This is a genomic window from Kitasatospora sp. NPDC058444 (assembly GCF_042721415.1).
Lineage (GTDB): Bacteria > Actinomycetota > Actinomycetes > Streptomycetales > Streptomycetaceae > Kitasatospora.
Genome location: NZ_JBHXLL010000026.1, coordinates 1 through 24,080, shown reverse-complemented (window position 1 = coordinate 24,080; position 24,080 = coordinate 1). Strand labels below are relative to the sequence as shown.

The following is a 24,080-nucleotide window of genomic DNA, read 5'->3' as shown; positions in this document are numbered from 1 at the left end:
CGTTGAGTGGTGCGTCCCATCACGAGTATTGAGCGGTCCGTGGCGCCCTTCGAGGTCGTCAGTCCCTTCCAGCCGAACGGTGACCAGCCGGCGGCGATCGCCGAGCTGGAGCGGCGGATCAGGGGAGGGGAGAAGGACGTCGTGCTGCTCGGTGCCACCGGTACCGGCAAGTCGGCCACCACGGCCTGGATGATCGAGAAGCTGCAGCGGCCCACCCTGGTGATGGCGCCGAACAAGACGCTGGCCGCGCAGCTGGCCAACGAGTTCCGCGAGCTGCTGCCGAACAACGCGGTCGAGTACTTCGTCTCGTACTACGACTACTACCAGCCCGAGGCGTACGTCCCGCAGACGGACACCTACATCGAGAAGGACTCCTCGATCAACGAGGAGGTCGAGCGGCTGCGCCACTCGGCGACCAACTCGCTGCTCACCCGCCGGGACGTGGTCGTGGTCGCCTCGGTCTCCTGCATCTACGGCCTCGGCACCCCGCAGGAGTACGTGGACCGCATGGTGCGGCTCAAGGTCGGCCAGGAGATCGACCGGGACGACCTGCTGCGCCGCTTCGTCGACATCCAGTACGCGCGCAACGACGTGGCCTTCACCCGCGGCACCTTCCGGGTCCGCGGCGACACCATCGAGATCTTCCCGGTGTACGAGGAGCTCGCCGTCCGGATCGAGATGTTCGGCGACGAGATCGAGGCGCTGTACACCCTGCACCCGCTCACCGGTGAGATCATCAGCCAGGACGACTCCGTCCACGTCTTCCCCGCCTCGCACTACGTGGCCGGCCCCGAGCGCATGGAGCGCGCGATCACCGGCATCGAGAAGGAGCTGGAGGGCACGCTCGCCCGGCTGGAGAAGCAGGGCAAGCTGCTGGAGGCCCAGCGGCTGCGGATGCGCACCACCTACGACATCGAGATGCTGCGCCAGATCGGCACCTGCTCGGGCGTCGAGAACTACTCGATGCACTTCGACGGCCGCGAGCCCGGCTCCCCGCCGAACACCCTGCTGGACTACTTCCCGGAGGACTTCCTCCTGGTCATCGACGAGTCGCACGTCACCGTCCCGCAGATCGGCGCGATGTACGAGGGCGACGCCTCGCGCAAGCGCACCCTGGTCGAGCACGGCTTCCGGCTGCCCTCCGCGATGGACAACCGCCCGCTGAAGTGGGAGGAGTTCCTGGAGCGGATCGGGCAGACGGTCTACCTGTCGGCGACGCCCGGCCCGTACGAGCTGTCGCGCGGCGACGGCCAGGTCGAGCAGATCATCCGCCCGACCGGCCTGATCGACCCCGAGGTGATCGTCAAGCCGACCGAGGGGCAGATCGACGACCTGGTGCACGAGGTGCGCCAGCGGGTCGAGCGGGACGAGCGGGTCCTGATCACCACGCTGACCAAGAAGATGGCCGAGGACCTCACCGACTACATGCTCGGCCTGGACATCCGGGTCCGGTACCTGCACAGCGACGTGGACACGCTGCGCCGGGTGGAGCTGCTGCGGGAGCTGCGGGCGGGCCGGTTCGACGTGCTGGTCGGCATCAACCTGCTGCGCGAGGGCTTGGACCTGCCCGAGGTGTCGCTGGTGGCGATCCTGGACGCGGACAAGGAGGGCTTCCTGCGCTCCGGCACCTCGCTGATCCAGACGATCGGCCGCGCCGCCCGGAACGTCTCCGGCCAGGTCCACATGTACGCGGACAGGATCACCCCCGCGATGGAGAAGGCCATCGACGAGACCAACCGGCGCCGGGTCGTGCAGCAGGCCTACAACAAGGAGCACGGGATCGACCCGCAGCCGCTGCGCAAGAAGATCGGCGACATCCTGGACACCCTCGCCCGCGAGGACGTGGACACCGACGAGCTGCTCTCCACCGGTTACCGCAACCAGGGCAAGGGCAAGGCCCCGGTGCCGGCGCTGGGCGCGGACCGCAAGCCGGGCAAGTCCCGGCCGGCCGCCGAACTGGCGGACCTGATCCAGGAGATGACCGACCGGATGCACACGGCCGCCGCCGACCTCCAGTTCGAGGTCGCGGCCCGGCTGCGGGACGAGGTCAAGGAGCTGAAGAAGGAGCTGCGGCAGATGCGCGAGGCCGGTGTGGCGTAGGCGGCGGCGCAGGCACACCGGAGGGGCACGCCGGAGAGGCGCGCCGGAGGGGGCGCCGACGCGGCCACCGCGGCGCCCGCGCGGTGGCCGGGCTTGGCCGGAATGGCACCCGTCAAGCCCACCGGTGTCTCAGCCTTGCCACAAACGGGGAAACCCGAGGGGGGCCGGGGTGCCGCAGGCCATAGGCTGGCCTGCGGCATCGTGCCCTCGGGACGGGGTTGCGGGCCGTACGCAGAGGGGGCCTCAGCCGGGGGACGGCGACGGGGTGTTCCACCGTGGAGCCGCGCGGGTGTGACCGCGCGGCCGGCAGAGAGGACAACGTCGTGTCGGTGAACCTGGCCAAGGGGCAGCGGGTCAGCCTCCAGAAGGAGCAGGGCGCCGCCCTGACCGTGGTCCGGATGGGCCTCGGCTGGCGGGCCGTCCCCAAGCGCGGGCTGTTCGGCAGCCGTACCCGGAAGGTCGACCTGGACGCCTCGGCGCTGCTGTACGCCGAGCGGACCCCGTCGGACGTGGTGTTCTTCTCGCACCTGGAGAGCAACGACGGCTCCGTGCGGCACACCGGCGACAACCTGGAGGGCGGCTCCGGGGCCGAGGACGACGAGGCGATCCTGGTCGACCTGGTGCACGTGCCCGTGAACATCACCCAGGTGGTGTTCACGGTGAGCTCGTACACCGGGCAGACCTTCGCCGAGGTGCAGCGGGCGCACTGCCGGCTGGTGGACGAGACGACCGGGCTGGAGCTGGCCCGCTACGAGCTGGCGGGCGGCGGGCCGCACACCGGGCAGATCATGGCCAAGGTGGTCAGGGACGGCAACGGCGGCTGGGAGATGCAGGCGATCGGCGCGCCGGCCAAGGGGCGGACCTTCCAGGATCTGCTGCCGGCGATCGAGCCGTACCTCTGAGCCCTGACGGTCCTTTACCTTCTTTACCTTTCCTTGCCCCTCCTGTTACCCTCGTTGGCAGCGGAGGGGAGTATTCCTCGACAGCCGACCCCGTCATCACGGGTGCCCGTCGCGGCACCCCGGGGCGCTGGCCCGATGGGCGGAAGAGACCTCCGGCAGTGACGATGACTGTCTCGCCTACCTGCCGGAGGAGCAGTAGTGGACGTTTCCGTAACCATGTGGGTCAGCACGATCGGTGTGCTGATCGCACTGATCGTGGCCGACTTCTTCATCGGAGGGCGCAAGCCGCACGAGGTCTCGATCAAGGAGGCCGGGATCTGGACGGCCGTCTGGGTCGCCTTGGCGGTGCTCTTCGGTGGCTTCCTCTGGTGGCACTCCGGTGGGGCGCCGGCGGGTGAGTTCTTCGCCGGCTACATCACCGAGAAGTCGCTCAGTGTCGACAACCTCTTCGTGTTCATCCTGATCATGGGCAAGTTCGCGGTGCCCAGGATCTACCAGCAGCGCGTGCTGATGTTCGGTGTGATCATCGCGCTGGTGCTCCGGGCGGTGTTCATCGCCGGCGGCGCCGCGCTGGTCGCCGAGTTCTCCTGGGTGTTCTTCATCTTCGGCGCCTTCCTGATCTGGACGGCCTGGAAGCTGATCAAGGAGGCCCGCGCCGAGGAGGAGGGCGAGGAGGAGTTCGAGGAGAACCGCGTCCTCAAGTCGATCACCCGCCGCTTCCCGGCCACCGAGGACTACCGCGGCACCAGGCTGTTCGTCCGGGAGAACGGCCGCCGGCTGATCACCCCGATGCTGATCGTCATGCTGGCGATCGGCACCACCGACGTGCTGTTCGCCCTGGACTCGATCCCGGCCATCTTCGGCCTGACCCAGGACCCGTACGTCGTCTTCACCGCCAACGCCTTCGCCCTGATGGGCCTGCGCCAGCTGTACTTCCTGATCGGCGGCCTGCTGAAGAAGCTGGTCCACCTGTCGTACGGCCTGTCGGTGATCCTCGGCTTCATCGGCGTGAAGCTGGTGCTGCACGCCGCGCACGAGGCGGGCGCGCACTGGGCCCCGGAGATCGGCATCCCGTTCTCGCTGGGCTTCATCGTGGTGGTCCTGGCGATCACCACCTTCACCAGCCTGCGGGCCTCGAAGAAGGCCGAGCACGCCGAGCGCGAGAAGCTCGACGCCTGATCTTGGCGCCGGCCGGGCCGAGCCCGCCGCACGGCGCCGCCACGGCACCGCCGAGGCCCCCGTGACCGCTTTCCGGTCGCGGGGGCCTCGGCCGTGCGGTACGGGGCCTACCAGCCCCGCTCGCGCCACTCCTCGAGGTGCGGGCGCTCGGCCCCGAGGGTGGTGTCGTTGCCGTGGCCGGGGTAGACCCAGGCCTCGTCGGGCAGGGCGTCGAAGATCTTCTCGGTGACGTCGCGGTAGAGCGTCCTGAAGGCCTCCGGGTCCCCCCAGGTGTTGCCGACGCCGCCGGGGAAGAGGCAGTCGCCGGTGAACACGTGCGGGTGGCCCTGGGGGTCGTCGTAGATCAGCACGATCGCGCCGGGGGTGTGGCCGACCAGGTGCCGGACGGTGAGCTCGACGTCGCCGACCCGCAGCCCGGCGCCGTCCGCGAGCAGCAGCTCGGTGGGGACGTCGATGCCCTCGGCGTCGTGCTCGCCGGCTGCCGTCCGGGCGCCGGTGGTGGCGACCACCTCGGCCAGCGCGCCCCAGTGGTCGTGGTGCCGGTGGGTGGTGACCACCGTTTCGAGGTCGTCCCCGACGGTCTCCAGCAGCACCGGCGCGTCGGCGGCCGCGTCGATCAGGAGCTGCTCGTCGGTGGCCCGGCAGCGCAGCAGGTAGGCGTTGTTGTCGTACGGGCCGACGGCCACCTTGGTGATGATCAGGTGGGCCAGTTCCCGCACGTCCGGCGCTCCGCCGACCTTGACCGCTCCGTGGTACGTCATCCGTTCGCTCCCTCTCCAGTGGCTCCTGGGATCATCCTCGCGCCGTCAGCCCATGGGGGGAAGCCGGGGGAGGTCCGTGCCGGGGGCGTGGCGCAGGTCGTCGCCGGTGGAGCGGCCGGAGAGCCAGGCGGTCAGCGCGCGGACCGGGCCCTCGACGGTCAGGGCCGGGGCGCCGTCGCCGATCGCGGCGCGGTCCCCGGTGTCCTCGGCGACCAGCTCCACGGCGGGCAGGTCGGCCTGCCCGGCCAGGTTCGAGGCGAGCTTGCGGAACTCGGCGACGGCGAAGGACTCGGGCCAGTCCGCCGGGGTGTAGCCGGCGGCCAGGTCGACGTGGTGGTACTCCAGCTCCAGCAGCCGCTTGTGCGGGATCTCCGAGGCGGGGAAGACGTAGCCGAAGCGGTGCTTGACGGACGCCGCCCAGGCCTCGGGGTCCATCAGTGCGGCGGCCTCGGCGAAGCGGGCGTGGGAGTCGCGCAGGTCGGCGAGCTGGACGTCCGGCGGGCGCGGCGCGTCGCGCTCGATGTCCCGGTCGCGGGCCTCGTGGTCGGCGTACTGCGGGATGTCGGTGCCGGTGCGGGCGCCGGTCAGCAGGTTGACCAGGGAGTCGGCGTTGCGGGCGAGGTGGGCCAGCACGTGGCCGCGGGTCCAGCCGGGGAGGGCGGAGGGTTCGGCGACGGCGTCGGGCTTCAGCTCGGCGGCGGTGCCCAGCACGCGCCGGGTGCTCTCCTCGACCTGGCTCAGCCAGGAGGCGGCGGCGGACTGCGGGTCGGTCATCGAATCTGCCTTCCGTACGGAACGGGGCGTTGCCCGGGGTGGGCTTCGCTCGTTGACCAGCCGACGCTACCGCCGATTCCGGGCGTTGATCAGGGGGTTTTTCGGTCCGGGTGCGGACGGCCCGGGACCGGCCGTCACTCGTTCGGGTGGTCCCCGCTGGACAGAGTCGATATTCGAACGTCTGAGCTATAGGCTGGCTGCCGCATCCTGGAAGAAGTACCGATACACACCGCAAGCCGTCTCGCCCCGGAGAAAGGCGCCAGAAGCAGTGGCCGACCGCCTCATCGTCCGCGGTGCTCGTGAGCACAATCTCAAGAACGTCTCGCTCGACCTGCCCCGCGACTCCCTCATCGTCTTCACGGGCCTCTCCGGCTCCGGCAAGTCCTCGCTCGCCTTCGACACGATCTTCGCCGAGGGCCAGCGCCGCTACGTCGAGTCGTTGTCCTCCTACGCCCGTCAGTTCCTCGGGCAGATGGACAAGCCCGACGTGGACTTCATCGAGGGCCTCTCCCCGGCCGTCTCGATCGACCAGAAGTCCACCAACCGCAACCCCCGTTCGACCGTCGGCACCATCACCGAGGTCTACGACTACCTGCGCCTGCTGTTCGCCCGGATCGGCAAGCCGCACTGTCCGCACTGCGGCCGTCCGATCGCCAAGCAGTCGCCGCAGGCGATCGTGGACAAGGTGCTGGAGCTCGCCGAGGGCACCCGTTTCCAGGTGCTGAGCCCGGTGGTGCGCGAGCGCAAGGGCGAGTTCGTCGACCTCTTCGCCGACCTCCAGTCCAAGGGCTACTCCCGCGCCCGGGTCGACGGCGGGACGATCCAGCTCGCCGAGCCGCCGAAGCTCAAGAAGCAGGAGAAGCACACCATCGAGGTGGTGATCGACCGCCTGACCGTCAAGGACAGCGCCAAGCGGCGGCTCACCGACTCGGTGGAGACGGCCCTGCGGCTGTCCGGCGGCATGGTCGTGCTCGACTTCGTCGACCTCCCCGAGGACGACCCGGAGCGCGAGCGGATGTACTCCGAGCACCTCTACTGCCCGTACGACGACGTGTCGTTCGAGGAGCTGGAGCCGCGCTCGTTCTCCTTCAACTCGCCGTTCGGCGCCTGCCCGGACTGCTCGGGCCTGGGCAACCGGATGGAGGTCGACCCGGAGCTGGTCGTGCCGGACGTCGAGCGCTCGCTCGACGAGGGCGCGATCCACCCGTGGTCGGCCGGGCACGCCAAGGAGTACTTCCAGCGCCTGATCGACGCGCTGGCCGAGGAGCTCGGCTTCCGCACCGACATCCCCTGGGCCGGGCTGCCCGCCCGGGCCAAGAAGGCGCTGCTGTACGGCCACAAGCACCAGGTGCAGGTCCGCTACCGCAACCGCTTCGGCCGGGAGCGCTCGTACAGCACCGGCTTCGAGGGCGCGATCCCGTTCATCCAGCGCCGGCACACCGAGGCGGAGAGCGACAGCAGCCGCGAGCGCTTCGAGGGCTACATGCGCGAGGTGCCCTGCCCGACGTGCCAGGGCACCCGGCTCAAGCCGGTGGTGCTGGCGGTCACCGTCGAGGGCAGGTCGATCGCCGAGGTCTCCTCGATGTCGATCAGCGACTGCTCCGAGTTCCTCGGCGCGATGAAGCTGAACGCCCGGGACAAGCAGATCGCCGAGCGGGTCCTCAAGGAGGTCAACGAGCGGCTGCGCTTCCTGGTCGACGTCGGCCTGGACTACCTCTCGCTCGACCGCGCGGCCGGCACCCTGTCCGGCGGCGAGGCCCAGCGCATCCGGCTGGCCACCCAGATCGGCTCCGGCCTGGTCGGTGTGCTGTACGTGCTGGACGAGCCGTCCATCGGCCTGCACCAGCGGGACAACCACCGGCTGATCGAGACGCTGGTGCGGCTGCGCGACATCGGCAACACCCTGATCGTCGTCGAGCACGACGAGGACACCATCAAGACCGCGGACTGGGTGGTCGACATCGGCCCGGGCGCCGGCGAGCACGGCGGCAAGGTGGTGCACTCCGGCTCGCTGAAGCAGCTGCTCACCAACAAGGAGTCGCTGACCGGCCAGTACCTCTCCGGCAAGCGGTCCATCCCGATCCCGGCCACCCGCCGCGAGCGGGACAAGAAGCGCCAGCTGACCGTCCACGGCGCCCGCGAGCACAACCTCAAGGACGTCACGGTCGGCTTCCCGCTGGGCACCTTCACGGCGATCACCGGCGTCTCCGGCTCCGGCAAGTCCACGCTGGTCAACGACATCCTGTACACCCACCTCGCGCGGGAGCTGAACGGCGCCCGCAGCGTGCCCGGCCGGCACACCCGGATCACCGGCACCGACCAGGTGGACAAGGTGGTGCACGTCGACCAGTCGCCGATCGGCCGCACCCCGCGCTCCAACCCGGCCACCTACACCGGGGTGTTCGACCACGTCCGCCGGCTCTTCGCGGAGACGCAGGAGGCCAAGGTCCGCGGCTACCTGCCCGGCCGGTTCTCCTTCAACGTCAAGGGCGGCCGCTGCGAGAACTGCTCGGGCGACGGCACCATCAAGATCGAGATGAACTTCCTGCCGGACGTCTACGTGCCGTGCGAGGTCTGCCACGGCGCCCGGTACAACCGGGAGACGCTGGAGGTCCACTACAAGGGCAAGTCCATCGCCGAGGTGCTGGACATGCCGATCGAGGAGGCCCTGGCGTTCTTCGAGGCCGTCCCGGCGATCGCCCGGCACCTGCGCACGCTCAACGACGTCGGCCTCGGCTACGTCCGGCTCGGCCAGTCCGCGCCCACCCTCTCCGGCGGTGAGGCGCAGCGCGTCAAGCTCGCCTCGGAGCTCCAGAAGCGCTCCACCGGGCGGACGGTCTACGTGCTGGACGAACCCACCACCGGCCTGCACTTCGAGGACATCAGCAAGCTGATCAAGGTGCTCAGCGGGCTGGTGGAGAAGGGCAACACGGTGATCGTCATCGAGCACAACCTCGACGTGATCAAGACCGCCGACTGGATCGTCGACATGGGCCCCGAGGGCGGCTCCGGCGGCGGCACGGTGGTCGCCGAGGGCACCCCGGAGCAGATCGCCGCCGTCCCGGAGAGCCACACCGGCAAGTTCCTGCGGGACATCCTGCCGGACGGCTTCGCGGACGCCCCGGCGGCCGCCCCGGCGAAGAAGGCGCCGCGCAAGCGCGCGGCCGCCGCGAAGAAGTAGTCCCGTCCGCCCACCCCGCCGCTCCCCGCCGCCCGCACCGTCCGGGCGGCCCGGGAGCGGCGGGGTGGCGCGGCATAGACTTCCGTGGTCCCTCGCCGCAGCAGAAACCGTAGGAGCACACCGATGTCCGAGGCCTCCGAGACCACCCCCGCCGCCTCCCGCCGCACCCTGCTCTGCGGGGCCGCGGCCGTCCTGGCGGCCGGCGGCACCGTGGCGGTCACCGGATGCAGCAGCTCCTCCTCCGACCACGGCGCCCCCAAGGGCCCGGTCGACCTCGGCCCGGCCTCGGCCGTGCCGGAGGGCGGCGGCAAGGTCTACCGCGAGCAGAAGATCGTGGTGACCCAGCCCACCGCCGGCCAGTACAAGGCGTTCAACGCCCGCTGCACCCACGCCGGCTGCCTCGTGGACCAGGTGAAGAACAACCAGATCCAGTGCCCCTGCCACGGCAGCCGCTTCGCCAGCACCGACGGCGCCGTGCAGGACGGACCGGCCCCCTCCCCGCTGCCCGCCTACACCGTCACGGTCGAGGGCGGCAACCTCAAGGTGACCCCGAGCTGACCCAGTTGAGCGCCTCCCGACCGCCACGGTCCTCCCTGACGATCTCCGCCCCGCGGCCCTGGCCCCACTCGGTACGGTGGACCCATGGCTGACCCGAGCACCTACCGCCCCGCGCCCGGTGCGATCCCGACCTCCCCCGGGGTCTACCGGTTCCGCGACGCCCACGGCCGGGTCATCTACGTCGGCAAGGCCAAGAGCCTGCGGCCGCGCCTGTCCTCGTACTTCCAGGACCTGGCCGGTCTCCACCCGCGCACCGCGACCATGGTCACCACCGCCGCCTCGGTGGAGTGGACCGTGGTCGGCACCGAGGTCGAGGCGCTCCAGCTGGAGTACTCCTGGATCAAGGAGTTCGACCCGCGGTTCAACGTCAAGTACCGCGACGACAAGAGCTATCCGGAACTCGCCGTCACCCTCGACGAGGAGTACCCCCGGGTCCAGGTGATGCGCGGGGCGCACAAGAAGGGCGTGCGCTACTTCGGCCCGTACGGGCACGCCTGGGCGATCCGCGAGACGGTCGACCTGCTGCTGCGCGTCTTCCCGGTCCGCACCTGCTCCAACGGCGTCTTCAGGCGCGCCCGCCAGGTCGGCCGGCCCTGCCTGCTCGGCTACATCGGCAAGTGCGCCGCGCCCTGCGTCGGCAAGGTCTCGGCGGACGAACACCGCGCGCTGGCCGAGGACTTCTGCGACTTCATGGTTGGGCGCACCGGCAACTACCTGCGCCGGCTGGAAGAGCAGATGCAGGAGGCCGCCGCCGAGCTGGAGTACGAGAAGGCGGCCCGGCTGCGGGACGACATCGGCGCCCTCAAGCGCGCGATGGAGAAGAACGCCATCGTGCTCGCCGACGCCACCGACGCCGACCTGCTGGCCCTCGCCGAGGACGAGCTCGAAGCCGCCGTGCAGATCTTCCACGTCCGCGGCGGCCGGGTGCGCGGCCAGCGCGGCTGGGTCACCGACAAGGTCGAGGACGTCGACACCGCCGGCCTGGTCGAGCACGCCCTCCAGCAGCTCTACGGCGGCGGCGAGTCCGTTCCGCGCGAGGTGCTCGTCCCCGCCCTGCCCGACCCGGTGGAGCCGGTCCGCGAGTGGCTGAGCGGCCTGCGCGGCAGCCAGGTCGACCTGCGCATCCCCCAGCGCGGCGACAAGAAGGACCTGATGGCCACCGTGCAGCGCAACGCCCAGCAGGCGCTCGCGCTGCACAAGACCAAGCGCGCCTCCGACCTCACCACCCGCAGCCGCGCCCTGCAGGAGATCGCCGACGCGCTGGAACTGGACTCCGTCCCGCTGCGCATCGAGTGCTACGACATCTCCCACCTCCAGGGCGAGGACGTGGTCGCCTCCATGGTCGTCTTCGAGGACGGCCTGGCCCGCAAGAGCGAGTACCGGCGCTTCCAGATCAAGGGATTCGAGGGCCAGGACGACGTCCGCTCGATGCACGAGGTGATCAGCCGGCGCTTCCGCCGCTACCTCCGGGAGCGCGAGCAGACCGGCGAGTGGGCCGTCCCGGAGTCCGAGGACGACCAGCCCGAGGACGGCCCGCGCATCGACGACGGCCCGCGCACCGACGACGGCTCGCGCACCGAGGACGGCTCGCGCACCGAGGACGGCCCGCGCACCGAGGACGGCCCGCGCACCGACGACGGCCGCCCCAAGCGCTTCGCCTACCCGCCCCAGCTGCTGGTCGTCGACGGCGGGCAGCCGCAGGTCGCCGCCGCCAGGCGCGCCCTGGACGAGCTCGGCATCGACGACGTCGCGCTGTGCGGCCTGGCCAAGCGGCTGGAGGAGGTCTGGCTGCCCGGCGAGGACGACCCGGTGGTGCTGCCCCGCTCCAGCGAGGGCCTCTACCTGCTCCAGCGGGTCCGCGACGAGGCGCACCGCTTCGCGATCAGCTATCAGCGCAACAAGCGTTCCAAGCGACTCACCGCCGGGGAACTGGACTCCGTCCCGGGCCTCGGCGAGACTCGCCGCCGGGCGCTGCTCAAGCACTTCGGCTCGCTGAAGAAGCTCCGGGCCGCCACCGTGGACGAGCTCTGCGAGGTACCCGGCATCGGACGCCGCACCGCGCAGACTGTTGCGGAGGCGTTGTCGTCCCGTACACCCGCCGCACCCGCGGTCAACACCGCGACCGGCGAGATCATCGAGGACGGGGCCGAGCAGGCCGCCGAGCCGGTGACCGCAACACCCCAGACCGCACCATCCCAGGAGACGCCATGACGGCCGACGCCGCCCGTCAGCCGGTGTGCCCCGGCCCCGCCCGCCTGCCCGGGCCGGGGAAGGGCGGCCGAGCCGTACGCGTTCTCCCCAGCAGAAAGACCGAGAGCGGGGAACCGAAGTGACCGTGTCAGACGTGGCCGAGAACGCGCCGGAGCTGGTGATCATCTCCGGGATGTCCGGAGCCGGCCGCTCCACCGCGGCCAAGTGCCTGGAGGACCTCGGCTGGTTCGTGGTGGACAACCTGCCGCCGGCCCTGATCCCGACCATGGTCGACCTGGGCGCACGCTCCCAGGGCAACGTCGCCCGGATCGGCGTGGTCGTGGACGTCCGCGGCCGGCAGTTCTTCGACGACCTGCTCACCTCGCTGGACGAGCTGGAGAAGCGCGGGGTCCGGCTCCGGGTCGTCTTCCTGGACTCCTCCGACGAGGCGCTGGTGCGCCGCTTCGAGAGCGTCCGCCGCCCGCACCCGCTGCAGGCCGACGGCCGGATCGTGGACGGCATCGCCCAGGAGCGCGACCTGCTGCGCGACCTGCGCGGCGAGGCCGACCTGGTGATCGACACCTCCAACCTCAACGTGCACCAGCTGCGCGCCAAGCTGGACGCCCAGTTCGCCGACCACGACGAGCCCGAGCTGCGGGCCACCGTGATGTCCTTCGGCTTCAAGTACGGCCTGCCGGTCGACGCCGACCTCGTGGTGGACTGCCGCTTCCTGCCCAACCCGCACTGGGTGCCCGAACTGCGGGCCCGCACCGGCACCGACGCGGACGTCGCCGACTACGTCTTCCAGCAGCCCGGAGCCAACGAGTTCCTGGACGGATACGCCCAGCTGCTGCGCGTCATCACCGAGGGATACCGCCGCGAGGGGAAGCGCTACATGACGCTTGCCGTAGGCTGCACCGGTGGCAAGCACCGCAGCGTCGCCATGTCCGAGCGTCTGACCAAGCGTCTCATCGCCGACGGAGTCGAGACGGTGCTCGTCCACCGTGACATGGGACGGGAGTAACCGCCGCCTCCCTGCCGGGGCCGCCGGCGGAGCGGTCGGCGGGCCGAGGAACGCGAGGTGATTGTGGCGGGATACGTGCCCGGGCGGCAGCCGCAGAGCAGGACCGGTGACCGGGCGGGAAGCCCGGCCCGGCCCCCGGCGCCGGGCCGTCCCCGCAGCAGTCCCTCCCGCGCCAACCCGGCGCCCAGGATCACCGCGCTGGGCGGCGGGCAGGGCCTGTCCGCCTCGCTGTCCGCGCTGCGCCGGCTCACCACCGACCTCACCGCGGTGGTCACCGTCGCCGACGACGGCGGTTCCAGCGGCCGGCTGCGCGAGGAGCTGGGCGTGCTGCCCCCGGGCGACCTGCGCAAGGCGCTGGCCGCGCTGTGCGGGGACGACGACTGGGGCCGCACCTGGTCCGAGGTGATCCAGCAGCGCTTCACCGGCAACGGCGAGCTCGGCGGCCACGCGGTGGGCAACCTGCTGATCGTCGCGCTCTGGGAGAAGCTGGGCGACCCGGTGGCGGCACTGGACTGGGTCGGCCGGCTGCTCAACGTGCAGGGCCGGGTGCTGCCGATGTCGGCGGTGCCGCTGGACATCGAGGCGACCGTCCGCGGCCACGACCCGCGGCGGCCCGGCGAGGTCACGGCCGTCCGCGGCCAGGCCGACGTCGCGGTGACCCCCGGCACCGTGCAGTCGATCCGGCTGCTGCCGGACGAGCCGCCCGCCGTCCCGGAGGCGGTCACCGCCGTCCGGGAGGCGGACTGGGTGGTACTCGGCCCCGGCTCCTGGTTCACCAGCGTGCTGCCGCACCTGCTGGTGCCCGAGCTGGCCGCGGCGCTCACCGAGACCCGCGCCCGCCGGCTGCTCACCCTGAACCTGGCCCCCCAGCCCGGGGAGACCGAGGGCTTCACGCCGCAGCGTCACCTGGAGGTCATCGCCGACCACGCTCCGGGCCTCGCCGTGGATGCGATCCTGGTGGACGAGCGCGCCGTCACCGGCGGGGCCTTCGGCCAGGCCGACCTGGACGGACTGGAGAAGGCCGCCGAACGGATGGGCGCGGCTCTGGTGCTCGACTCGGTGGCCCGCACCGACGGGACGCCGCGACACGACCCCGAGCTGTTGGCGGCAGCGTACGACCGGATTTTCCGGACACATGGAAGGATCGGGCCATGGCGATGACTCCAGCGGTGAAGGACGAGATCAGCCGGCTCCCGGTCACCCGGGCCTGCTGTCGCAAGGCGGAGGTGTCGGCGATCCTGCGGTTCGCGGGCGGACTGCACATCGTGAGCGGCCGCATCGTGATCGAGGCGGAGCTGGACACCGGAGCGGCGGCACGGCGGCTGCGCAAGGACCTGCTGGAGATCTTCGGGCACTCCTCGGACCTCGTGGTCATGGCCCCCGGCGGACTGCGCCGCGGCAGCCGCTTCGTGGTCCGGGTGGTCAAGGACGGCGAGCTGCTCGCGCGCCAGACCGGGCTGGTGGACGGCCGTGGTCGTCCGATCCGGGGGCTGCCCCCGGCGGTCGTCTCGGGGGCCACCTGCGACGCCGAGGCTGCGTGGCGCGGGGCCTTCCTGGCGCACGGCTCGCTCACCGAGCCGGGTCGCTCCTCCTCGCTGGAGATCACCTGCCCCGGCTCCGAGGCCGCCCTCGCCCTGGTCGGCGCCGCCCGCCGGCTCGGCATCCCGGCCAAGGCCCGCGAGGTGCGCGGCGTCGACCGGGTGGTGATCCGGGACGGCGACGCGATCGGCGCCCTGCTGACCCGGCTCGGCGCGCACGAGTCGGTGCTGGCCTGGGAGGAGCGCCGGATGCGGCGCGAGGTGCGCGCCACCGCCAACCGGCTGGCCAACTTCGACGACGCCAACCTGCGCCGCTCGGCCCGGGCCGCGGTGGCGGCCGGCGCCCGGGTGGCCCGCGCGCTGGAGATCCTCGGCGACGAGGTGCCCGAGCACCTGGCCGCGGCCGGCCAGCTGCGGATGCAGCACAAGCAGGCCTCACTGGAGGAGCTGGGTGCGCTCGCCGACCCGCCGCTGACCAAGGACGCGGTGGCCGGCCGGATCCGCCGCCTGCTGGCGATGGCCGACAAGCGGGCCTCCGAGCTCGGCCTGCCGAGCACCGAGGCGAGCCTCACCGACGAGATGGCGCTGAACTGACCTTCACGCTCCGTGACGGCGACACGGCCGGCGACCCGATCCGGGGCGCCGGCCGTCGGCGTTTCCGGGCGTCCCCGGCCCCCCTCCGAGCGGCCCTCCAAACGGCCCTCCGAGCAACCCTCCAAACGGCCCTCCGGACGGCCCTCTGAGCGGCCCTCCGGACCCGTCGGAACCCCCGAATTGGTAGAGACCATTGGCCCGGGACCAACTGCCCGGCGGAACAAGGCCGGACGGCCTGATATCGGGTTTCAGCCGCGCCACGCCCAGTCTCACCAGGCGACGCGATGTGCCGTCCCAGGCCCCGGAGGGGTAGGGTCATAGGCGGTCGGGGACTTCCCAAATCTCACCCCCGCCGGGCCTCGCGCCCGGCGTACCTAACGAGGAGATCGGTTCGTGACGATCCGGGTAGGCATCAACGGCTTCGGCCGCATCGGCCGCAACTTCTTCCGCGCGGTCAAGGCTCAGGGCGCGGACATCGAGATCGTCGGTGTCAACGACCTCACCGACACGAAGACCCTGGCTCACCTGCTGAAGTACGACACCACCCTGGGTACCCTCCAGGCCGAGGTCTCGCACACCGAGGACAGCATCACCGTCGACGGCCACACCTTCAAGGTGACCGCCGAGCGTGACCCGGCCAACCTCCCGTGGGCCGCTCTGGGCGCCGACATCGTCGTCGAGTCCACCGGCATCTTCACGAAGGCCGAGGCTGCGAAGAAGCACCTCGCCGCCGGCGCGAAGAAGGTCATCATCTCGGCGCCCGCGACCGACGAGGACGTCACCATCGTCCTGGGCGTCAACGACGAGAAGTACGACGCGGCCAACCACCACGTCATCTCCAACGCCTCCTGCACCACCAACTGCGTGGCGCCGATGGCCAAGGTGCTGAACGAGGCCTTCGGCATCGTCAAGGGTCTGATGACCACCGTCCACGCGTTCACCAACGACCAGGTCACCCTGGACTTCCCGCACAAGGACCTGCGCCGTGCTCGTGCGGCGAGCCAGAACATCATCCCGACCTCGACCGGTGCCGCCAAGGCGACCGCCCTGGTCCTGCCGGAGCTGAAGGGCAAGCTGGACGGCACCTCGCTGCGCGTCCCGGTCCCGACCGGCTCCATCACGGACCTGGTCGTCACCCTGGAGCGCGAGGTCACCAAGGACGAGGTCAACGCGGCCTTCCAGAAGGCCGCCCAGGAGGGCCCGCTCAAGGGCATCCTGTCCTACACCGAGGACCCGATCGTCTCCTCGGACATCGTGAACGACCCGGCCTCCTGCATCTTCGACAGCCAGCTCACCATGGTCCAGGGCAACCAGGTCAAGGTGCTCGGCTGGTACGACAACGAGTGGGGCTACTCGAACCGCGTCGTCGACCTGGTCACCCTCGTCGGCGGACAGCTCTGACCTTGCGGGAGCTGACGTGATGTAGGGGCGAGGGCCCGGGCGGCGTACGGTGCCGGCCGGGCCCTCGTTCCGCGCTCAAGGACTTCTCAGGCGGCCCCTGCGCCGTGCCGCCTCACTGCGCATCAACCATCTCCCCAGGAGAAACCGAATCCCCGTGAAGACCATCGAAGAGCTCATCGAAGCCGGTGTCGAAGGCAAGCGCGTCTTCGTGCGCGCCGACCTGAACGTGCCGCTGGACGGCGCCACGATCACCGACGACGGCCGCATCCGCGCCGTCGCGCCGACCATCGCCAAGCTGGCCGCGGCCGGCGCGAAGGTCGTCGTCGCCTCGCACCTCGGCCGCCCCAAGGGCGAGCCGGACCCGAAGTTCTCGCTCGCCCCGGCGGCCGAGCGCCTCGGCGAGATCCTCGGCAAGCCCGTCGCCTTCGCCACCGACACCGTCGGTGACAGCGCCGCGGCCGTCGTCGCCGGGCTGGCGAACGGCGAGGTCGCGCTGCTGGAGAACCTGCGCTTCAACGCCGGCGAGACCAGCAAGGACGACGCCGAGCGCAAGGCCTTCGCCGAGCAGCTGGCCGCGCTGGCCGACCTGTACGTGGGCGACGGCTTCGGTGCCGTGCACCGCAAGCACGCCTCGGTCTTCGACCTGCCGGCCCTGCTGCCGCACGCCGCCGGCGACCTGATCGCCACCGAGGTCGGCGTGCTGAAGAAGCTCACCGACGACGTCGCCCGCCCGTACGTGGTGGTGCTCGGCGGTGCCAAGGTCTCCGACAAGCTCGGTGTGATCGACAACCTGCTGAAGAAGGCCGACAAGATCCTGATCGGCGGCGGCATGGCGTACACCTTCCTCAAGGCCAAGGGCCACGAGGTCGGCATCTCGCTGCTCCAGGAGGACCAGATCCCGGTCTGCCTGCAGTACCTGGCCGAGGCCGAGAAGCGGGGCGTCGAGTTCGTCCTGCCGGTCGACGTCCTGGTCTCCTCCGACTTCCCGGACCTCAAGACCAAGGCTCCGGCGAACCCGGAGCTCGTCGCCGCGGACGCCATCCCGGCCGACAAGGAGGGCCTGGACATCGGCCCGAAGACCCGCGAGCTGTACGCGGCCAAGCTGGCCGACGCGGGCACGGTGTTCTGGAACGGCCCGATGGGCGTCTTCGAGCACCCGGACTACGCGAACGGCACCAAGGCCGTCGCGCAGGCCCTGCTGGACAGCGACGCGTTCACCGTGGTCGGCGGCGGCGACTCCGCCGCGGCCGTCCGCATCCTGGGCTTCGACGAGAACGCCTTCGGACACATCTCGACCGGCGGCGGTGCCAGCCTGGAGTACCTGGAGGGCAAGACCCTCCCCGGCCTCGCCGCTCTGGAGGACTGAAAACACATGACCGACCGTCTCCCGCTGATGGCGGGCAACTGGAAGATGAACCTCAACCACCTTGAGGCCATCCAGCACACCCAGAAGCTGGCCTTCGCGCTGGCCGACAAGGACTACGAGGCCGTCGAGGTCGCCGTCCTGGTGCCGTTCACCGACCTGCGCTCGGTGCAGACCCTGGTCTTCGGCGACAAGCTGAAGATCAAGTACGGCTCGCAGGACATCTCGCAGCACGACGGCGGGGCCTACACCGGCGAGGTCTCCGGCCCGATGCTGGCCAAGCTCCAGTGCACCTACGCGGTGATCGGCCACTCCGAGCGCCGCCAGTACCACGGCGAGAACGAGGAGATCGTCAACGCCAAGGTGAAGGCCGCCTACCGGGCCGGGGTCACCCCGATCCTGTGCGTCGGCGAGCCGCTGGAGATCCGCAAGGCCGGCACCCACGTCGAGTACACCCTGGCCCAGCTGGACGGCGGCCTGGCCGACGTCCCGGCCCACCAGGCCGAGTCGATCGTGGTCGCCTACGAGCCGGTCTGGGCGATCGGCACCGGCGAGGTGGCCACCCCGGAGGACGCGCAGGAGGTCTGCGCCGCCATCCGTCAGCGGATCGCCGAGCTGTACGACGCCGAGCTGGCCGGCAAGGTCCGCGTGCTGTACGGCGGTTCGGTGAAGTCGTCGAGCGCGGCCGGCCTGATGGCCAAGCCGGACATCGACGGCGGCCTGGTCGGCGGTGCCTCGCTGGACGCCGACGAGTTCGTCAAGATCGTGCGCTACCGTGAGCAGGCAGTAGGCTAACGCCGCCGCAGCAACGTAGGCTTTGGGGCCGGACCGCCGTACGCGGCCCGGCCCCTTCGCCGAAGATACGAGAGAGTTGGTCCCGTCGTGGTTCTCGGGTTCTCGATTGCCCTGATCATCTTCAGTCTGCTGATGATCCTGCTGGTGCTGCTGCACAAGGGGAAGGGCGGCGGCCTGTCCGACATGTTCGGCGGTGGCGCGATCTCCACCGGCGGCGGTTCGGCGGTGGCCGAGCGCAACCTGGACCGCATCACCATCGTGGTCGGCGTGGGATGGTTCGCCTCCATCATCGTCCTGGGCCTGCTGATGAAGACCTCGGTCTGACGTATTCCTGACGCCCCGTCGCCCGAGCGCTTATCCTGTAGCGGTCGGGTGCGGAGGCGATGGTGGCGGATGCTTAACTCCTGCTTACACTAGGACGACTTTCGCCACCGACGCGCACCGCGGCGGGTCGGCGCACCAGTACGCAGGGAGTCAGACCGTGGCAAGTGGCAATGCCATCCGTGGCAGCAGGGTCGGGGCCGGCCCGATGGGCGAGGCGGAGCGCGGCGAGTCCGCCCCGCGCAACCGGATCTCCTTCTGGTGCGCGAACAAGCACGAGACCCGTCCCAGCTTCGCCGCCGAAGCGGCGATCCCGGACACCTGGGACTGCCCGCGCTGCGGCTTCCCCGCGGGGCAGGACCAGCACAACCCGCCGGCACCCTCGCGCAACGAGCCGTACAAGACCCACCTCGCGTACGTCCGCGAGCGGCGCACCGACGCCGACGGCGAGGCGATCCTGGCCGAGGCGCTGGCGAAGCTCCGCGGCGAGATCTGAGCCCGGCCGAAGGGTCCGAGCCGAACGGCGACAGCAGCACGACGAAGGGCGCCACCGTCGAGTGACGGTGGCGCCCTTCGGCATGGCCGGGACCGGTCAGGCGGAGGCCGGCGGGTAGAGCTGCGGCGGGATCCGCTCCGCGGCGGCGCGGTCCAGCAGCCACAGGGTGCGGCTGCGGCCGTACGCGCCGGAGGCGGGCGCCTGGAGCTCGCCGGGGCCGGACAGGGCCAGCGCGACCGCGCCCGCCTTGTCCTCCCCGGCGGCCAGCAGCCAGACCTCGCGGGCGGTGCGGATCGCCGGGAGGGTGAGCGAGATCCGGGTCGGCGGGGGCTTGGGGGCCCCGCGCACGCCGACCACGGTCAGCTCGGTCTCCCGCACGCCCGGGTGCTCGGGGAAGAGCGAGGCGACGTGGGTGTCCGGGCCGACGCCGAGCAGCAGCACGTCGAAGGCCGGGACGCCGAGCCGGTCGCCCGGGCCGGCCGCCTTCGCCAGCTCCTCGGCGTAGCGGGCGGCGGCGGCCTCCACGTCCGAGCCGTCCACCCCGTCCGAGGCGGGCATCTCGTGCACCCGCGCCGGGTCGAGCGGGACGGCGTCCAGCAGCTCGGCGCGGGCCTGGACGGCGTTGCGGTCCGGGTCGGCGGCGGGCAGGAAGCGCTCGTCGCCCCACCAGAGGTCCAGCCGGCCCCAGTCGACCGCGTCGCGCGCCGGGGAGGCGGCGATCGCGGCCAGCAGGGCGTTGCCGTTGCGACCGCCGGTGAGCACCACCGAGGCGCTGCCGCGGGCGGCCTGGGCGTCCACGATCCGGGTGATCAGCCGGGCCGCGGCCGCCTGGGCCATCAGCTCCTTGTCCCGGTGGACGACCAGCTGCGGGGTCGCGTTGGTCATGCGCCTTCCTTGGTGGTGCGCTTGCCGGCGGCCTTCCGGGCGGGCTTCTTGTCCGACGTCTCGACGGTCACCCGGTCCGGGTTGGCCACGGCGGCCTCGGCGGCCTGCTCGACGGCGTCCTCGGCCTCCTCGGCGACCTCCCGGGCGACCTTCTCCGCCGCCGCGGTCTCGGCGTTGGTCGGCTCGTCCAGCCGGTCGACGGGCGTGCGCACGGCCGTCGCGTAGATGTCGTCCGGGTCCAGACGGCGCAGCTCCTCGGCGATCAGCTCCGAGGTCTCGCGCCGCTTGAGCGCCACCTGGCGGTCCGGCGAGCCGGGCATGGAGAGCGTGCCCAGCAGGCCGTCCGGGCGGTCCAGGGTGATGTCCCCGTCCTTGGTGCGCAGGTGCACGGCGGTGATGCCCGGGCCGTTGGTGACGACCCGCTCGACCGGCACGTGCAGCCGGTTGTTCAGCCACAGGCCGAGCAGCTCCACGCTGGGGTTGTAGGACTCGCCCTCGACCACCGCGGAGACGATCGTGGACGGCCGCTGGTCCAGCGCGGCGGCCAGCATCGAGCGCCAGCCGGTGATCCGGGTCCAGGCCAGGTCGGTGTCGCCCGGGGTGTAGCTCTGCGCGCGCTGGGCGAGCTGGCCGACCGGGGACTCGGCGGTGACGGCGTCGGTGATCCGGCGCTGGGCGATCGAGCCCAGCGGGTCCTGCGCCGGGTGCAGCGGAGCGTTGTCCGGCCACCAGACGACGGTCGGGGCGTCCGGCAGCAGCAGCGGCAGGACCACCGACTGGGCGTGCGCGGCGAGTTCGCCGTGCATCCGCAGGACGACCGTCTCGCCGGAGCCGGCGTCCGAGCCGACCAGGATCTCGGCGTCCAGCCGGGTCTCGGCGCGGGCCCGGGGCGAGCGCCCGGCGCGCTTGATCACCGCGAGGGTGCGCATCGGGTGCTCGCGGGAGGCGTCGTTGGCGGCCTTGAGGGCGTCGTAGGCGCTGCCCTCGTCGGTCACTATCACCAGGGTGAGCACCATGCCGGCGGCGCCGGAACCGCGGGCCCGGCGCGCCTCCATCAGCGCGGCGTTGATCTTGCTGGACGTCGTGTTGGTGAGGTCGATCTTCATGGCCGGCGCCAGCTCCTGCCGTCTCGTGCGAGCATCTCGTCCGCCTCGACGGGGCCCCAGGTCCCCGCCGCGTACTGGGCGGGCTTGCCGTGGGTGTCCCAGTACTTCTCGATCGGGTCGAGGATCTGCCAGGAGAGCTCGACCTCCTGGTGACGCGGGAACAGGTTGGCGTCGCCGAGCAGCACGTCGAGGATGAGCCGCTCGTACGCCTCCGGGCTGGACTCGGTGAAGGACTCGCCGTAGGCGAAGTCCATCGTGACGTCCCGGACCTCGAAGGAGGTGCCCGGCACCTTGGAGCCGAACCGCACCGTCACGCCCTCGTCCGGCTGGACCCGGATGACCAGGGCGTTCTGCCCCAGCTCCTCGGTCGCGTAGGAGTCGAAGGGCAGGTACGGGGCGCGCTGGAAGACGACCGCGATCTCGGTGACCCGGCGGCCCAGGCGCTTGCCGGTCCGCAGGTAGAACGGGACGCCCGCCCAGCGGCGGTTGTTGATCTCCAGCTTGATGGCCGCGTAGGTGTCGGTCTTGGACTCCGGGTCGATCCCGTCCTCGTCCAGGTAGCCGACGACCTCCTCGCCGCCCTGCCAGCCGGACGCGTACTGGCCGCGCACGGTGTGCTGACCGAGGTCGGCCGGGAGCTTGACGGCGCTGAGCACCTTGAGCTTCTCGGCCACCAGCGCCTTGGGGTGGAAGGACGCCGGCTCCTCGATGGCGGTGAGCGCCATCAGCTGGAGCAGGTGGTTCTGGATCACGTCACGGGCGGAGCCGATGCCGTCGTAGTAGCCGGCCCGGCCGCCGATGCCGATGTCCTCGGCCATGGTGATCTGCACGTGGTCGACGTACGACCGGTTCCAGATCGGCTCGAACATCTGGTTGGCGAAGCGCAGCGCCAGGATGTTCTGGACCGTCTCCTTGCCCAGGTAGTGGTCGATCCGGAAGACCTCGTCCCGGGGGAAGACCTCGTGGACGACCTTGTTGAGCTCCTGCGCGCTCTCCAGGTCGTGGCCGAAGGGCTTCTCGATGACCGCGCGGCGCCAGGAGCCCTGCGGGGGGTCGGCCAGGCCGTGCTTCTTGAGCTGCTGGACGACGGTGGGGAAGAACTTCGGCGGGACGGACAGGTAGAAGGCGAAGTTGCCGCCGGTGCCCTGGGCCTTGTCCAGCTCCTCGATGGTCTCGCGCAGCTTGTCGAAGGCGTCGTCGTCGTCGAAGGTGCCGTGGACGAAGCGCATGCCCTTGGCGAGCTGCTGCCAGACCTCCTCCCGGAACGGGGTGCGGGCGTGGTCCCGGACGGCGTCGTGGACCTCCTTGGCGAAGTCCTCGTCGTCCCACTCGCGGCGGGCGAAGCCGACGAGGGAGAAGCCCGGCGGAAGCAGACCGCGGTTGGCCAGGTCGTAGATGGCCGGCATCAGCTTCTTGCGGGACAGGTCGCCGGTGACCCCGAAGATGACCAGGCCGGACGGCCCCGCGATGCGCGGGAGCCGCCGGTCGGAGGGGTCACGAAGCGGGTTGACGGGGGCGGACGGGAGGTCGTCCGCGTCCGATTCCGACGTCAACTCGGGGAAATCAGTGCTCACTTGATGGGCCTTTCGTGCGCTGGCTGTGAGCAGGGGTCACTTCTCGTCGGCGAAGGAGGCGAGCGAGGCGGTGACGGTGTCGAGCAGCTCCTTCCAGGACTGCTCGAACTTCTCGACGCCCTCGTCCTCCAGCAGCTGGACGACGTCGTCGTAGTCCACGCCGGCCGCGGCGATCGCGTCCAGCACGGCCTTGGCGTCGGCGTAGTTGGGGACGATGGTGTTGCCGGTGACCACGCCGTGGTCGGCGGTGGCGTCCAGGGTGGCCTCGGGCATCGTGTTGACGGTGCCGGGGGCGACCAGCTCGGTGACGTACAGGGTGTCCGGCAGGGCCGGGTCCTTGACGCCGGTCGAGGCCCACAGCGGGCGCTGCGGCTTGGCGCCGGCGGCCTCCAGGGCGGCCCAGCGGGCGCTGCCGGCGGTCTTGCCGTCGACGCTGCCGAAGACCTCCTCGTACGCCTGGTAGGCGAGGCGGGCGTTGGCCAGCGCGGCCTTGGAGCGCAGGTTCCGGGCCTCGCCGCCGATCTTGTCCAGGCGCTTGTCGATCTCGGTGTCCACGCGGGAGACGAAGAAGGAGGCGACCGACTCGATCTGGGACAGGTCCAGGCCCTTGGCCTTGGCGGCCTCCAGACCGGTCAGGTAGGCGTCGATGACGGCCTTGTAGCGCTCCAGCGAGAAGATCAGCGTGACGTTGACGCTGATGCCCTTGCCGATGACCTCGGCGATCGCGGGCAGACCGGCCTTGGTGGCGGGGATCTTGATGAAGACGTTCGGGCGGTCGACCAGCCACCACAGCTGCTTGGCCTCGGCCACGGTGGTGGCGGTCTCGTGCGCCAGGCGCGGGTCGACCTCGATGGAGACCCGGCCGTCGCGGCCGTTGGAGGCGTCGTAGACCGGGCGCAGCACGTCGGCCGCGTCGCGCACGTCCGAGGTGGTGATCATGCGGATCGCCTCGTCGGTGGTGACCTTGCGGACGGCGAGGTCGCGCAGCTGGCCGTCGTAGGAGTCGTCCCCGGAGCCGGCGATGGCCTTCTGGAAGATGGTCGGGTTGGTGGTCACGCCCACCACGTGCTTGTTCTGCACCAGTTCGGCCAGGTTGCCGGAGTTCAGCCGCTTGCGGCTGAGGTCGTCCAGCCAGATCGCAACGCCTTCGTCGCTGAGGCGCTTCAGTGCGTCAGTCATGGTGCTTCAGTCCCTTTGTCTTCGTGCTTCGTGGGGTGGTCGGAGAGGGCCGCGGGGCCCCCGGGGGGGGGGCACCCCGCCCCGCGCCCCGAACGCGTGTCCGGATACTGGGACCCCCGCGGGGGGTTGGGCTACGCCCCCAACCGCGCCGCGCAGTTT

20 protein-coding genes are annotated in these 24,080 nt (G+C 71.2%); 14 read left to right on the top strand and 6 right to left on the bottom strand.

The window, feature by feature from the left end:
• Window positions 1-9 precede the first annotated feature (9 nt).
• From uvrB to ACFWP2_RS25105, 3 genes are all read left to right on the top strand, one after another.
• Window positions 10-2,100, top strand: coding sequence for an excinuclease ABC subunit UvrB (uvrB, locus tag ACFWP2_RS25115; RefSeq protein ID WP_380455153.1), 2,091 nt, complete (start codon window positions 10-12; stop codon window positions 2,098-2,100).
• A 323-nt stretch (window positions 2,101-2,423) separates the two neighbouring features.
• Window positions 2,424-3,002, top strand: a complete 579-nt coding sequence (locus tag ACFWP2_RS25110) for a TerD family protein (RefSeq protein ID WP_380455151.1) — start codon at window positions 2,424-2,426, stop codon at window positions 3,000-3,002.
• A gap of 198 nt (window positions 3,003-3,200) precedes the next feature.
• Entirely contained in the window at window positions 3,201-4,181 is a 981-nt protein-coding gene (locus tag ACFWP2_RS25105) for a TerC family protein (protein ID WP_380455149.1), read from the top strand.
• A gap of 107 nt (window positions 4,182-4,288) precedes the next feature.
• On the opposite strand, the gene ACFWP2_RS25100 is transcribed toward ACFWP2_RS25105, so the two are convergent.
• Together ACFWP2_RS25100 and ACFWP2_RS25095 are read right to left on the bottom strand one after the other, a co-directional pair.
• Window positions 4,289-4,942, bottom strand: a complete 654-nt coding sequence (locus ACFWP2_RS25100; protein ID WP_380455147.1) for an MBL fold metallo-hydrolase — start codon at window positions 4,940-4,942, stop codon at window positions 4,289-4,291.
• Window positions 4,943-4,987: 45 nt separating this feature from the next.
• Window positions 4,988-5,716 (bottom strand): maleylpyruvate isomerase family mycothiol-dependent enzyme, encoded by a 729-nt coding sequence (locus ACFWP2_RS25095; RefSeq protein ID WP_380455145.1) that lies wholly within the window; start codon window positions 5,714-5,716, stop codon window positions 4,988-4,990.
• Between the two features lie 268 nt (window positions 5,717-5,984).
• On the opposite strand from ACFWP2_RS25095, the gene uvrA reads away from it, so the two are divergent.
• The 11 genes from uvrA (at window position 5,985) to ACFWP2_RS25040 (ending at window position 19,177) form a co-directional block, all read left to right on the top strand.
• Window positions 5,985-8,897 (top strand): excinuclease ABC subunit UvrA, encoded by a 2,913-nt coding sequence (uvrA, locus tag ACFWP2_RS25090; RefSeq protein WP_380455143.1) that lies wholly within the window; start codon window positions 5,985-5,987, stop codon window positions 8,895-8,897.
• A 123-nt stretch (window positions 8,898-9,020) separates the two neighbouring features.
• On the top strand, window positions 9,021-9,455 hold the full coding sequence (locus ACFWP2_RS25085) for a Rieske (2Fe-2S) protein (RefSeq protein WP_380455141.1): 435 nt from the start codon (window positions 9,021-9,023) through the stop codon (window positions 9,453-9,455).
• An 84-nt stretch (window positions 9,456-9,539) separates the two neighbouring features.
• Entirely contained in the window at window positions 9,540-11,666 is a 2,127-nt protein-coding gene (gene uvrC / locus ACFWP2_RS25080) for an excinuclease ABC subunit UvrC (RefSeq protein ID WP_380455139.1), read from the top strand.
• Window positions 11,667-11,784: 118 nt separating this feature from the next.
• The gene (gene rapZ / locus ACFWP2_RS25075) at window positions 11,785-12,669 is read left to right on the top strand and encodes an RNase adapter RapZ (RefSeq protein WP_380455137.1); all 885 of its coding nucleotides are present in this window, start codon (window positions 11,785-11,787) and stop codon (window positions 12,667-12,669) included.
• 63 nt (window positions 12,670-12,732) lie between these two features.
• Entirely contained in the window at window positions 12,733-13,830 is a 1,098-nt protein-coding gene (yvcK, locus tag ACFWP2_RS25070) for a uridine diphosphate-N-acetylglucosamine-binding protein YvcK (protein WP_380455278.1), read from the top strand.
• Window positions 13,821-14,801, top strand: a complete 981-nt coding sequence (gene whiA / locus ACFWP2_RS25065; RefSeq protein WP_360340925.1) for a DNA-binding protein WhiA — start codon at window positions 13,821-13,823, stop codon at window positions 14,799-14,801. The genes yvcK and whiA overlap by 10 nt, the downstream gene beginning before the upstream one ends.
• 393 nt (window positions 14,802-15,194) lie before the next feature.
• Window positions 15,195-16,202, top strand: a complete 1,008-nt coding sequence (gene gap, locus ACFWP2_RS25060) for a type I glyceraldehyde-3-phosphate dehydrogenase (RefSeq protein WP_355255227.1) — start codon at window positions 15,195-15,197, stop codon at window positions 16,200-16,202.
• 154 nt (window positions 16,203-16,356) lie between these two features.
• Window positions 16,357-17,568: a phosphoglycerate kinase gene (locus tag ACFWP2_RS25055; RefSeq protein WP_380455134.1), complete on the top strand. Its 1,212-nt coding sequence runs from the start codon at window positions 16,357-16,359 to the stop codon at window positions 17,566-17,568.
• Between the two features lie 6 nt (window positions 17,569-17,574).
• On the top strand, window positions 17,575-18,360 hold the full coding sequence (gene tpiA, locus ACFWP2_RS25050; RefSeq protein WP_380455132.1) for a triose-phosphate isomerase: 786 nt from the start codon (window positions 17,575-17,577) through the stop codon (window positions 18,358-18,360).
• An 87-nt stretch (window positions 18,361-18,447) separates the two neighbouring features.
• Window positions 18,448-18,684, top strand: a complete 237-nt coding sequence (secG, locus tag ACFWP2_RS25045) for a preprotein translocase subunit SecG (protein WP_380455130.1) — start codon at window positions 18,448-18,450, stop codon at window positions 18,682-18,684.
• Between the two features lie 205 nt (window positions 18,685-18,889).
• On the top strand, window positions 18,890-19,177 hold the full coding sequence (locus tag ACFWP2_RS25040) for an RNA polymerase-binding protein RbpA (RefSeq protein WP_030238413.1): 288 nt from the start codon (window positions 18,890-18,892) through the stop codon (window positions 19,175-19,177).
• Window positions 19,178-19,273: 96 nt separating this feature from the next.
• Here ACFWP2_RS25040 and pgl read toward each other — a convergent pair whose 3' ends face one another.
• From pgl to tal, 4 genes are read right to left on the bottom strand one after another with little or no spacing between them, the layout of a single operon-like run.
• Window positions 19,274-20,062: a 6-phosphogluconolactonase gene (gene pgl, locus ACFWP2_RS25035; protein WP_355265233.1), complete on the bottom strand. Its 789-nt coding sequence runs from the start codon at window positions 20,060-20,062 to the stop codon at window positions 19,274-19,276.
• Window positions 20,059-21,168, bottom strand: coding sequence for a glucose-6-phosphate dehydrogenase assembly protein OpcA (opcA, locus tag ACFWP2_RS25030; RefSeq protein WP_380455127.1), 1,110 nt, complete (start codon window positions 21,166-21,168; stop codon window positions 20,059-20,061). The genes pgl and opcA overlap by 4 nt, the downstream gene beginning before the upstream one ends.
• Entirely contained in the window at window positions 21,165-22,721 is a 1,557-nt protein-coding gene (gene zwf, locus ACFWP2_RS25025; RefSeq protein ID WP_380455276.1) for a glucose-6-phosphate dehydrogenase, read from the bottom strand. Before zwf ends, opcA begins: the two co-directional genes overlap by 4 nt.
• A 57-nt stretch (window positions 22,722-22,778) precedes the next feature.
• Window positions 22,779-23,921, bottom strand: coding sequence for a transaldolase (gene tal / locus ACFWP2_RS25020; protein WP_380455125.1), 1,143 nt, complete (start codon window positions 23,919-23,921; stop codon window positions 22,779-22,781).
• Window positions 23,922-24,080: the final 159 nt, after the last annotated feature.